A 12,394-nucleotide genomic window follows, 5' to 3' on the forward strand; every position below is an offset into this window, starting at 1 on the left:
GCAACGTTACACTAACCTTGAACGGCGCACTGGGAGAGGGCGATGAAGATTACGCTAGACCTTGATGCGCTTGTCGCGGCGGGCAAAATCTCGCCCGAGGAAGCTGAACGTCTCAAAGGTTTTGCGGCGGCCGATACCGGCGCCCTCGGCGCCAATATCCTCTTCGCGCTCGGCGCCATAGCGGTTTGCGGTGGCATCGGGGCCTTGCTCCCGACGCTCGAGACCTTGGTCGCGCTCGGCGTTGTGCTTTTTACTGCCGGTCTAATCGTACGGCTGCGCGGCTTGGCGCGGCTGCAGCTCTTCGCACAGATCATCATGACAATTGGCGCCCTTGCACTCTGCAGCGGCATCGGCGGGCTCTATGGCGACAATCCGCTGGTGCGCGTGGCGCTGACGATCGGACTGGCCGCCGCATCAATCGTTGCGCGATCCGGCCTTCTGGCGGCGCTGGCGGTGCTCGGTTTCGCCACCATTCTCGTGTTCAACGATGTGTCCTGGCCGCCAAACCACATGATGGTCACCGTCATCGTCGGTTTGTGCGCACTGATCCTTGCCCTTTATCTGATTTCGCTGCGCCTGCGGCCCGCAGAGGAAGGTCTGGCTATCGTCGCCATGCGCGTGGCGATTGTGCTGGTCAACGGGGCCTTTCTCCTCGGTTCTCTCTTTGGCGACGATAGCGCCGGCATCAGTTCGACGTGGTTTTCAATCGTCTGGGCGCTGGCTCTGCTCGCATTTGGCGCCTGGGCCGTTGCAGCAAACCGGCGCTGGGTGGTCAATAGCGTCGCCGTTTTCGGCGCCGTCCACTTTTTCACGCAGTGGTTCACCTTCCTCGGCGCGCAACCTCTGTCGATCCTTGGCGGCGGGCTGCTGCTGATCGTTTTCGGTCTTGCCCTCGCGCGCTTCAACCATCGGGTCGGCGACCGGCCCGCAAGAGGCAAAGCATAGATGACGTTTAACGCTGAGAGATTTCGCGCGCTTTTGGGTTTTGAGCAACGGTCGGTTGTCGAAACTGATCGGCAGATCGAAGACCACGGCGATTATGTCGTCGAATATTTACGCATGCAGATCGGCGGGCAGGAAGTACGGGGAATCCTGACGCGGCCGGCGGAGAATGAGGGCAAATTGCCCGCGATACTGTATGGGCATTCACATGGCGGCGGCTATGCGATCGGCGCCCGTGAATTGCTCGATGGGCGCGAATATCTGGTGGGGCCGCTGGGGCCGGTTTTCGCGCGCGCCGGCTATGTGACGCTCTGCATCGATATGCCGATCTTTGGCGAGCGGGCGACAGTGAGCGAAAGCGCTGCGGCCAAGGCGTTGCTTTGGCACGGCAAATCGCTGTTCGGTGAAATGTTGTCTGATCACGCAGCGGCGCTGACTTATCTTGCACGACGCGACGATGTCGACGCCAAGCGCATCGGGGCATTCGGGCTCTCGATGGGGTGCGTGTTGAGCTATTGGCTTGCCGCGATCGATGATCGGATCGCCGCCGTCGCACATCTCTGCTGCTTTGCCGATTTCCGAACCATGATCGAACTCGGCGCGCATGACGGGCACGGGATTTATCTGACCGTGCCGGGCCTGCTGCGCGAGGCCGATGGCGGGACGATTGCGGCCCTGATCGCACCGCGGCCGCAATTGATCTGCGTTGGCGAGGCCGATCATTTGAGCCCGCCGCTGGCCGTGCAGCGGGCCTGGGCGGAGTTGCAGCCCGCGTACGCCGAAGCGCAGGGGAAGCTGGAGCTTGTGAGCGAGCCAGGTGTCGGGCATCAGGAAACGCCGCGGATGCGGGAGGCGGTGCTGGCGTTTTTTGGGAAGTGGCTGGGGTAAGCTGTCCTAGGCGCCGTCACTCTCGCCAGGGACCAATTCCATCGGCCAAATCCGCTGTGTTCGGCCCAGGGGATACGCCTCGGCATAAGCCGGCATCGTGGCTAGCAGCGCCTCACCGATGGCAGCGCCCAGCCCGGTGAGGGAAAGGCGGAAGCAGGTGAGGCGAGGCGACATGTAGCGAGAGACTGGATTTTCGCGGAAACCGATCACTGCGAGATCTCGCCCGGCTTGAAGGCCAGCTTCTCCGAGTTGGCGATAGAGGCCGAGCGCCAGCAATTCATAATTGAGGATGACGGCGCTGGGGCGGTCCTTCATGGCCAAGAGCTCGTGGCCAAGCTGATAGCCGCCAAGCTCTGACGACGGCACGCGGAAGACCATGGACGGGTCGAAGGCGATGCCGTGGCGAGCCAGCGCTGCCTTATAGCCATCAAGGAAGATGAAGCCGAGATTGATGTCATTGCCGGGCACGGCCACGGCGATGCGGCTATGGCCGGCCGAGACCAGCCGATCGATGGCGCGGCGGGCGGCGCCGTCGAAATCGAGGTCGATCCAGGGATAGTCGCCGGGGGTGTTGGAGCGCCCAAGAGTGATGAACGGGATGCGCATTTTGGTCAGCATATCGATGCGCGTGTCCTTGCGGTGCGTCGCCGAGATGATGAGACCATCGACTAGGCGCCGTGCCATCATGCGCTGGAGATAGACGGCAGGATCTTCGCCCGTGGGGCAGGGCAGTACGATCAGATCGAGATGGTGGCGGGCGAGCACGGACTGCACGCCATCGAAGACGCCCATGAAGAAGTTGTCATTGCCGCCGTTCACATCGGCGCCCAGCTCGATCATGAAGCCGATGGCATTGGTGTTACCTTGGCGAAGACTGCGGCCGGCCTGATTGGGCACATAGCCCATGGCGGCGGCGGCTTCGAGAACGCGCTGGCGGGTGTCCGGGCTGACATCGGCGCGGCCATTAAGGGCGCGAGAGATCGTGCCGATCGAAATGTCGAGCTCTTGCGCAAGCCGTCTGATGCCCTTCACTTGGCCCCCCAAGAAATTTCCAGAAACGTTTACGGCGATGTCTTGACATGAAATCGCTCCCGATTGTAGCGTCGTAAACGTTTACGGCAACACGTGCAGGACGCCCCACAAGAGGCCCGCCGATTGTTGCAGGGGAGAGGATCTTTGCAGTTTACAGCCGTACTTGCGGGTTGCGGAGCCATGTCCAGAGGCTGGCTCAACGCTCTGACCGAGCACCCTTTGCTCAAGGGACGGGTGCGCATTGTCGGCCTCGTGGATCTCGACCCGAAGGTAGCCGAGGCGCGGGCTGCAGAATTTTCCCTTTCGGATGTGGTGATCGGTAGCGATCTCGATATGGTTCTTTCCGAGACCAAACCCGATCTGCTGTTCGACGTCGTCGTGCCCAATGCGCGGCCTGCACTCGTTGCGACCGGGTTGCGCCATGATTGTCATGTGCTGACGGAAAAGCCGATGGCGCCGACGCTCGATGCTGCGCGACGGATGGTGGCTGAGGCCAAGGCGGCCGGTAAAATCCATGCCGTGGTGCAGAACCGGCGCTATGTGCCGGGCGTGCGGCGCATTCGGCAGGTGATCGAAAGCGGCGCGTTGGGGCAGTTGACCTCGATCAATTGCGATTTCTTCGTCGGCGCGCATTTCGGCGGTTTCCGCGAGCAGATGGAAAACGTGCTGCTGCTTGACATGGCGATCCACACGCTCGACGCGGCGCGGTTCATGGCTGGTACGGCGCCCAAGGCTGTCTACTGCCTCGAGGTCAATCCGCCGGGCTCCTGGTATTCCCATGGCGCGGCGGCGAACGCGATCTTCGAATTCGAGGACGATATCGTCTTCAACTATCGCGGCAGTTGGAGCGCCGAGGGCGCCAATACGAGCTGGGAAGCCTACTGGCGGATTGTCGGCACCAAGGGCACGCTGCTCTGGGACGGCTACGACAAATTCGAAGCGCACCAGGTGGCGGGCACAGAAGGGTTCTTCCGCGATCTGCAGCCGCTCAACATTCCCGAAATGCCCGACGATTCGAAGACCGAGGGGCATGCCAGCGTCATCGCTGATTTCCTCGACGCTATCGAGGCCGGCTCTGCGCCCGAGACGGTGGGCAGTGACAACATCAAAAGCCTCGCCATGGTCTTCGGGGCCATCGAAAGCGCGCGGCTCAAGCAACGTGTTCAGATTTCAGCTTAAGGTTTTTGTTCGTGTCCAACCCCGCCAAATCCATTCGCATCGGCACCATGATCCAATCCACGGAAGGAAAGGCGCCGGAGAATATCGCAAAAATCGCGGACCTCGGCTTTGAAAGCTTTGAGCCGTTCTTCTGGCAGACGACGAATGGCCAGGATCTGGCGGAACTGGGCAAGCGCTGTCTCGATGCGATCGGGGACCGCGACATCACCATTTCGACCATCGGCATGTTCGGCAATCCCCTCGAAGACCAGGAGATGGACCGCCAGACGCTCGAAGGCTGGAAGCAGTGCATCGACAATGCGCACTATTTCGGGGCGACCTGCGTCGCTGGTTTCACCGGACGCATCCGTAACAAGGTGCTGACGGATAGCCTGCCGCGCTACAAGGAAGTGTGGAGCGAATTGGCCAAGCGCGCCGCGGACAAGGGCGTGAAGATCGCCTTCGAAAACTGCGCTATGGACGGGAATTGGGCGAGCGGCGACTGGAACATCGCCCACAATCCCGATGCCTGGGAGTTGATGTTCAACGAGACGCCGGACGACAATATCGGGCTCGAATGGGAGCCATGCCATCAGATGGTCTATCTGATCGACCCCATGCCGCAGATCCGGAAATGGGCGCACAAATTCTTCCACATCCACGGCAAGGACGCGACGATCCGCTGGGAGGTCATCAAGGAGCATGGCGTCTTCGGCAAGGAGAAGTTCGTCTTCATGCGCACGCCGGGTTTTGGCGATAGCAACTGGACCGATGTGATCTCGGAATTGCGGCTCGCGGGCTATCAGGGCTCGATCGATATCGAGGGCTGGCATGACCCGGTTTATCGCGGCGATCTCGAGATGACGGGGCAGGTGCATGCGCTCAATTATCTCAAGGCCAGCCGGGGCCGAGAATTTGTTGCCGCATAAGTCATACTTAACTTGACGTAGGCAAGAAAAACGTTTTCTCTGGATGAGAAAACGGTTTCTCGGGAGGGTTTCGTGAGCGCTGGGGGAGGTCGAGTTCGCATTTACGATGTCGCGCACCTCGCCGGTGTGAGCGTTGCGACGGCCTCGAAGGCCTTAAACGATACGGGCCGCATGACCGACGAGACGCGGGCCAAGGTTAAGGCCGCTGCGGCAGAACTGGGCTTTCGGCCCAATGCGATGGCGCGTGGGTTGATCCATCGCCGGAGTTTTACGATCGGGCTGCTGACCAACGACAGCTATGGGCGTTTTACACTGCCGGTGATGGCGGGGATTTCGGAAGCGCTGGTTGATCAGGGCGTGTCGGTTTTTCTGTGCGGGATCGAGGATGATCCGGCGCTGGGCAAGCTTCATCTCGATGCCATGCTCGACAAGCAGGTGGATGGAATCATCGCCTCGGGCAAGCGTGTGGACCGACGGTTGCCGGTGGACCTCAGCAACCTGCCAGTGCCGGTGGTCTATGCCTTTACCGAGGGGCATGAGGGGTCGGTTACGCTGGTTTCAGACGATGCCCAAGGGTCGACCGAGGCGGTCGAGCATCTCAAGCGTCTGGGTCGGAAACGTATCGTCCACGTTACCGGTCCTGAGACCTTCGCCTCGGTGCGTGAGCGCGCGGCAGCCTATCGCAACGCGCTGGGAGGCGAGGGGATCGTGCTCCATGGCGAGTGGTCCGAGCATTGGGGGCATGCGGCCGTCGATCTTCTGTGGACCGCTGAAGGCGCGCGGCCGGATGCGATTTTCTGCGGTAATGACCAGATCGGTCGCGGCGTCGTCGATGCCTTGAGCGAGCGTGGGGTCGGCGTGCCGGATGATGTCGCCGTGGTCGGGTTCGACAACTGGGACATCGTTGCGAGCCAGACGCGACCGCCGATGACGTCGGTCGACATGAACTTGAAAGCCATCGGGCGGGAAGCCGGGCGGCTGGTCCTGGAATTGGCGGAGGGGAGGGCAGTTGAGCCGGGGATCCGGAAACTGCCGTGCCGTCTCGTCATCAGACAATCCTGCGGCGGAAACGCTGCGGTTACGCATCGACGCGGAGGGGTAGAAGCCACCGTCGACTAAAGCCTGGCTGGGGCTGGAGGGCCCCAATCGGAGCAATTTGCGGCGCTTGTGCCGCTTGGGAGAGGAACGACATGAAACTGCATTTTGCCGCACTGATGGCTGCCGCCAGCATTGGCGCAATGAGCCTTGCGACGCCCGCCTTCGCGCAGGTGACGCTGAAGATTTGGTCGATCGATGGCGTCGATCGTCCCGGTATCGCCGACACCTGGTCCAAGGAATTCGACGAAGCCAATGAAGATATCGTCGTCGAATATCGCGCCGTGCCGTTCGACGAATTGGTCAACGAAACCCTGCGCGCCTTCGCGACTGGCAATGCGCCCGATATCGTCTCGTTCGATAATCCGGACTTTGCCATGTTCTCCTCGCGCGGGGCGATGCTCGACATCACCGATCGCGTGAAGAACTCGGAAATCCTGAGCAAGGCGCAGTATTTCGAAGGCCCGCTCAATTCCGTCACCTGGGACGGCAAGCTCTACGGCATTCCGAAATATACGGACACGATCGGTGTCTTCTACAACAAGGATCTCTTTGCCAAGGCCGGAATCACCGAGCCGCCGCAGACCTGGGATGAATTTGCTGCGGATGCTGAAAAGCTAACCGATAGCGCCGCTGGCGTCTATGGCGCGACGTTCTCCGCTCGCGCCGGCGAAGAAGGCACGTTCCAGTTCCTACCCATCATCCAGATGTCGGGTGGCGGCTATGACCACGTGAACACCGAGGGAGCGGCCCAGGTGCTCGATCTGTGGAAGAAGATGATCGACAATGGCTGGGCCTCCAAGGACGTCCTCAGCCTGGGTCAGTGGGATTCGACCGGCACATTCAACTCGGGCAATGCCGCCATGGCGGTTTCCGGTCCATGGGAAGTCGATCGCATGATCGAAGACGCCAAGTTCGATTGGGGCGTGACGCTGCTCCCCACCATCACCGAAGGCGGCGATCGCTCTTCGGCTCTCGGTGGCTTCGATTGGGGCATCATGTCGACGACCAAGCATCCGGACGAAGCCTTCCGTGCGCTCGAGTTCTTCTCGAGCAAGGACGGCACGATGTTTGAAGACTTCGGCAACTTGCCAGCCCGCGCTGATATCGCTCTGCCCGCCAGCGGCGATGCGCATAAGGACGCTGCTCTCAAGGTGTTCCAGGAACAGCTGAAGTTTGCTCAGCCGCGCGGTCCGCACCCTGAATGGCAGAAGATCTCCAAGGCGATCTATGACGCCATGCAGGCAGCTCTGACCGGCCAGATGTCGTCCAAGGACGCGCTGGATCAGGCCCAGGCTTCGATCGACACCATCCTCGGAAAGTAAGGTCCTGACCTCTCCCAAGGGGAGAGGTCGACACGAAGCATCACCGAATTCGCGTCAGTGAATTCGGTTGGGGTGAGGGGGCTTTTTAGTCCTCCCTGAAGAGAAGGCTCCTTCACCCCAAGTGCTTTGCAATCTGACTGCTCCCGCAGAGGGAGGGGTGGCCTGCGGCCCGCCTTGGAGGTCTTATGCAACGATTTCTGTCTGGCCTGCGCGATGGCGTGGGATTCGATATTCTTCTGATCAGTATCGCGATGCTCTTTCTCATCGCCATGGCGGGCTTGCCGCTGGTCTATAATGTGCTGATGAGCTTTCAGCAGGTGGACATGTTCACCCTGGGCTCGTTCATCCGGCCATTTGCCGGCATCCAAAACTATATCGACGTGGTGCGTCAGCCCGAATTCTGGCTCGTCACGCGCAATACGGCGGTCTTCGTTTTCTTCTCCATGGCCGGACAATTTGTGCTCGGCTTTGCGCTGGCGCTGTTCTTCGCGCAGAAGTTTCCAGGCGCTGCCACCATTCGCGGACTCTTCCTCGTCTCCTGGGTCATGCCCGGTCTCGTGGTCGGCGCGATCTGGAGCTGGATCCTCGCCGGTGACTTCGGGGTGCTCAACGCCATCCTCAAGAGCCTTGGCATCATCCAATCCAATATCTTCTGGAAATCGGATCCGAGCGTTTCGATCTGGGCCGTGATCATTGCCAATATCTGGCTTGGCCTTGCCTTCAATATGCTGCTGCTCTCGGTGGGCCTCGCGGGTATCTCGCGCGATCTCTATGAGGCTGCGGAACTCGATGGTGCCAATGCCTTCCAGCGCTTCTGGACCATCACGCTGCCGATGATGCGGTCGACGATCGGCGCGGTGCTGTCGCTTGGCTTGATCGGCACCTTGCAGCAGTTCGACCTTTTCCCCGCCATTACCGAGGGTGGTCCGGCCAATACCTCGACGGTGGCGCAATACTGGTCCTGGCAGATGAGCTTCCAGCTCTACGACTTTGCCAAGGGCGCGACCATTTCCGTGATGATGCTGGTGCTCGTGCTGTTCGCCTCCATCATCTATGTGCGTTCAACCCGGCACGAGGTGCGCGGATGACCCGGCCTTATGTTCCCTGGCTGCTGCTGGCCGTCGCCTTGGCGCTGGCTGCGGTTTATCTCTTCCCGCTCTACTGGATGTATATCACCAGCCTCAAATCGGGTTCGGAGATCTTTGCCAATCCGCCGACCTTCTGGCCGCGCGAAGCTGATCCGTCAGTCTATGGCGCTGTCTGGACGCGGCGCACCATGGGGGTCTATCTCTGGAACTCGACGCTGATCGCGGCGGGCGTGACGGCGATTACGGTCATCTTTGGCACGGGCTGCGCCTATGTGCTGGCGCGGTATCGCAATGTCTGGGTGGATGTGGGCCTCTTTGCCATTCTGATGCTGCAGGTTCTGCCAGCATCGGTGATGGTGACCCCGCTCTTCGTCGCCTTCAATCAGTTCGGCTTGCTCAACTATCCACGCACCGCCGTGGTGCTCGCTGCAGCCGCCAAAGCCATGCCGTTCTTCGTTGTGCTGGTCCGCGCAACATTCATGACGGTGCCGCGGGAACTCGAAGAAGCGGCGCTCGTCGATGGCAATTCCCGCATGGGGGCATTCTTCTCGATCGTCCTACCGCTGGCCCGAAACGGCATTCTGGTCTGCGCCATTCTCACCTTCATGAGCTCGTTCGGCGAATACATCTACTCCAAGTCGATCATCCAAGACCCATCGCTGCAACCGGCCAGCGTCGGCCTTTCCGGCTTCCTCGGTCCCAATTCGACCGACTGGAATTCCATCATGGCCTATTCGGCGATCTATGTGACGCCGATCCTTGCCGTCTTCGTGCTGTTGCAGCGCCGTATCGTCTCCGGCCTCACCTCGGGAGCCCTCAAATGACCGCCCAGATCGAACTCAAGAATATCGAAAAGCACTATGGGTCGTTTCATGCCCTCAAAAATGTGAGCCTGACGATCGACAAGGGCAGCTTCGTTGCGCTGGTCGGGCCTTCGGGATGCGGAAAATCGACGCTGTTGCGCTCGATTGCCGGGCTCGAAACCATCAGTTCGGGCGAATTGTCCATCGCTGGCAAGACGATGACCGGGGTTCCGCCACGGCATCGCGACATTGCCATGGTGTTCCAGAGCTATGCGCTCTACCCGCACATGACGGTGGAGGAAAACCTCACCTATTCGCTGCGGCTCCATGGTGTCGGCAAGGCTGAGTCAAAAGCCAAGGCGGCCGAGGTGGCGCAGACGACGGGGTTGGGCCAGCTTTTGCCACGCTATCCCCGCCAGCTTTCTGGCGGGCAGCGCCAGCGCGTGGCCATGGGTCGGGCGATCATCCGTAACCCCAAGGCGTTCCTTTTCGACGAGCCGCTTTCGAACCTCGACGCGGCGCTGCGCGTGCAGATGCGCAAGGAAATCCGTGCGCTGCATGATCGGCTTGGCGCGACATCGGTCTACGTGACGCATGACCAGATCGAGGCCATGACCATGGCCGATTGGGTGGTGGTGATGCGCGATGGGATCATCGAACAGCAGGGGCGGCCGCTTGATCTCTACGATCATCCGGTCAACCGGTTCGTGGCAGGCTTCATTGGCTCGCCGGCGATGAATTTCATCGAAGGCAAGATTGCGAGTGATGGGCGGGCTGTGAACCTCGTCGGGGGCGAGCGTATTCCGCTGGCGCGACAGGCAGAGCCGAACCAGCCGGTGGTTGCGGGCTTGCGGCCGGAACATATGAAGCTCGCGACCGGCACGCCGACTTTCCACTTCCCGGTAGGCAATGTGGAATCGACGGGCTCGGCAACGTATCTCACCTCGGCAGACGGTCACCTGCAACTGGTGCAATCGGAACGCTCGACGGTTTCGGTCGGCGATCGGGTTGGGGTCGAGATCGATCCGGCGCTGATCCATCTCTTTGATCCGCAGAGTGGGAAGCGGATTTAACTTTCTCTTTCGCCTCTCCCACTGGCTGTCATCCCGGCGTTCGCCGGGGTGACATCGGGATAGGAGGAAGTTCAAAATCCAACGTCTAAGAATTTGTCAGCGAAAAGGTTTTCTCAAATGTCTCGCTATGCTCCCGTGCCGTTTCCGGATGTGCGGCTTGAAGGACAATTCTGGCATGAGCGCCTGGAAACGGTGCTCGACCGGACTGTGCCCAGCCAGCACAAGAAGCTGGGTGAATACGGCATTCTCGACTCGCTGAAGCTGCCGAACCCGGCACCGCCACTGCGTTTTCCGCGTCACGCCAACGGATTCACCGTTCAGGTCTTTTGGGACAGCGATGTCGGAAAGTGGATCGAGGCAGCAAGCTATGCCCTCGCACATCGTCGCGACGAGGATATCGAAGCCAAGATCGAGGCAGCGGTCGATGACCTCGAAAAGGCGCAGGCGCCGGATGGGTATCTCAATTGCTGGTATCTGGGGCATGAGCCACAGAACCGCTGGACGAACCTCCGCGACAATCACGAGATGTACAATGCCGGGCATCTGCTCGAAGGCGCGGTGGCCTATTATCGCGTAACCGGCCGGCGACGGTTCCTCGATATCATGGAGCGCTATCTCGACCACATCTACTCGACCTTCGGCACCGAGCCGGGCAAGCGCCGCGGCTATGATGGGCATGAGGAAATCGAGCTTGCGCTGATGAAGCTCTATTACCTCACCGGCGAAAAGAAGCACCTCGACTTCGCTACTTACCTCATCAACGAGCGCGGGCAGCAGCCGCCGCACTATTTCGATATCGAACGGGAAGCGCGCGAAGGGGCAGAATCCAAACAACGCTATGTCTTCGCGAATTACGAATACTCGCAGAGCCACAAGCCAGTGCGCGAGCAGGAGAAGGTGGTCGGGCACGCAGTGCGCGCCATGTATCTCTATACGGCCATGGCGGACCTTGCGGCAGAACTTAATGATCCCGAGCTCAAGCGCGCCTGCGAGGTGCTCTGGGACGACGTGATGGAAACCAAGATGTATGTGACGGCGGGCCTTGGTCCCTCGGCGCATAACGAGGGTTTTACGCATGACTTCGACCTGCCCAACCAGACGGCCTATGCCGAAACCTGTGCTTCGGTTGCGCTGATCTTCTGGGCGCAGCGTATGCTGCATCTCGATCTCGACGGCAAATATGCCGACATTCTCGAGCTTGCGATGTTCAATGGCGCGCTATCCGGGCTAAGCCGCGATGGCGAGCATTATTTCTATGCCAATCCGCTTGAGAGTGACGGTACGCCAACCCGTTGGGATTGGCATACCTGCCCGTGCTGCACCATGAACGTCTCGCGGCTCGTGGCCTCGGTTGGGGGCTATTTCCTCTCGACGGCTGAGGATGGTGTGGCGTTCCACCTCTATGGTGGGATTTCGAGCATGGTCGACGTAGCCGGCACTAAGGTCGCTTTCCGCGAAGTGTCTAACTATCCTTGGTCGGGCGATATAAAGATTTCTGTCGATCCCGAGACTGCGGCCGAATTCGACGTGAAGCTGCGCATTCCGGGCTGGTGCGAGGGCGCGAGCCTCTCGGTCAATGGCGAGGCTGTGCCGGTGAAACCCGAGAACGGCTATGTCACGGTTCGGCGGACCTGGGCCAAGGGCGATACGATTGCGCTTGGTCTGCCGATGCCCGCCGAGCGGCTCTATTCGCATCCAGGCGTGATCATGAACGCTGGTCGCGTCGCGCTGAAGCGCGGGCCGCTGGTCTATTGCATCGAGGAAGTCGACAATCCCGGCGGACGTGTGCAGAGGATCAGGATCAAGCGCGATGGCGAAGTAGAGGCGAAGACTGACAGCGGGCTCTTCGATGGTGTGGTGACGCTGAAAGCGCAGGCGCTCGCGGTGGACGAGGGCGAATGGCAAGGGCTTTATCGTAGCACGCCGCCCGTCGAAAAGGAGTCGAGCCTGACGGCCATTCCTTACTATCTCTGGGCCAATCGCGGTAAGGGCAGCATGGTGGTGTGGATACCGGAAGTGCTGTGAATATTCCGCGCTGATGATATGAGCGTCCCTGCAATT

The 12,394-nt window shown here is 60.4% G+C and carries 11 protein-coding genes; 10 read left to right on the forward strand and 1 reads right to left on the reverse strand.

Annotated features, from left to right (window positions below; translation table 11 throughout):
* Positions 1-42: 42 nt before the first annotated feature.
* Positions 43-945, forward strand: coding sequence for a hypothetical protein (locus DevBK_RS03565; protein WP_317184487.1), 903 nt, complete (start codon positions 43-45; stop codon positions 943-945).
* Complete coding sequence (locus DevBK_RS03570) at positions 946-1,830, forward strand: alpha/beta hydrolase family protein (protein ID WP_317184488.1); 885 nt, start codon at positions 946-948, stop codon at positions 1,828-1,830.
* Positions 1,831-1,836: 6 nt separating this feature from the next.
* Here DevBK_RS03570 and DevBK_RS03575 read toward each other — a convergent pair whose 3' ends face one another.
* Positions 1,837-2,862 carry a LacI family DNA-binding transcriptional regulator gene (locus DevBK_RS03575; protein ID WP_317184489.1) on the reverse strand — a complete coding sequence of 342 codons (1,026 nt, stop codon included), beginning with the start codon at positions 2,860-2,862 and terminating at the stop codon, positions 1,837-1,839.
* 144 nt (positions 2,863-3,006) lie between these two features.
* Between DevBK_RS03575 and DevBK_RS03580 the strand changes: the two genes are divergently transcribed.
* The 8 genes from DevBK_RS03580 to DevBK_RS03615 all read left to right on the forward strand — a co-directional run bounded on the left by DevBK_RS03580 (position 3,007) and on the right by DevBK_RS03615 (position 12,358).
* Positions 3,007-4,041 (forward strand): Gfo/Idh/MocA family oxidoreductase, encoded by a 1,035-nt coding sequence (locus DevBK_RS03580; RefSeq protein WP_317184490.1) that lies wholly within the window; start codon positions 3,007-3,009, stop codon positions 4,039-4,041.
* Between the two features lie 11 nt (positions 4,042-4,052).
* Entirely contained in the window at positions 4,053-4,949 is an 897-nt protein-coding gene (locus DevBK_RS03585) for a sugar phosphate isomerase/epimerase (protein WP_317184491.1), read from the forward strand.
* Positions 4,950-5,021: 72 nt separating this feature from the next.
* A complete protein-coding gene (locus tag DevBK_RS03590) occupies positions 5,022-6,068 on the forward strand; it encodes a LacI family DNA-binding transcriptional regulator (protein WP_317184492.1) in 1,047 nt (348 codons plus the stop codon).
* Positions 6,069-6,139: 71 nt separating this feature from the next.
* On the forward strand, positions 6,140-7,369 hold the full coding sequence (locus DevBK_RS03595) for a sugar ABC transporter substrate-binding protein (RefSeq protein ID WP_317184493.1): 1,230 nt from the start codon (positions 6,140-6,142) through the stop codon (positions 7,367-7,369).
* Between the two features lie 185 nt (positions 7,370-7,554).
* On the forward strand, positions 7,555-8,457 hold the full coding sequence (locus DevBK_RS03600; RefSeq protein WP_061911077.1) for a carbohydrate ABC transporter permease: 903 nt from the start codon (positions 7,555-7,557) through the stop codon (positions 8,455-8,457).
* The gene (locus tag DevBK_RS03605; RefSeq protein ID WP_317184494.1) at positions 8,454-9,281 is read left to right on the forward strand and encodes a carbohydrate ABC transporter permease; all 828 of its coding nucleotides are present in this window, start codon (positions 8,454-8,456) and stop codon (positions 9,279-9,281) included. Before DevBK_RS03600 ends, DevBK_RS03605 begins: the two co-directional genes overlap by 4 nt.
* Positions 9,278-10,333, forward strand: coding sequence for a sn-glycerol-3-phosphate ABC transporter ATP-binding protein UgpC (locus DevBK_RS03610; RefSeq protein ID WP_317184495.1), 1,056 nt, complete (start codon positions 9,278-9,280; stop codon positions 10,331-10,333). The genes DevBK_RS03605 and DevBK_RS03610 overlap by 4 nt, the downstream gene beginning before the upstream one ends.
* Before the next feature lie 117 nt (positions 10,334-10,450).
* Entirely contained in the window at positions 10,451-12,358 is a 1,908-nt protein-coding gene (locus tag DevBK_RS03615; RefSeq protein ID WP_317184496.1) for a glycoside hydrolase family 127 protein, read from the forward strand.
* Positions 12,359-12,394 lie beyond the last annotated feature (36 nt).

It is taken from the genome of Devosia sp. BK, assembly GCF_032907385.1.
Lineage (GTDB): Bacteria > Pseudomonadota > Alphaproteobacteria > Rhizobiales > Devosiaceae > Devosia.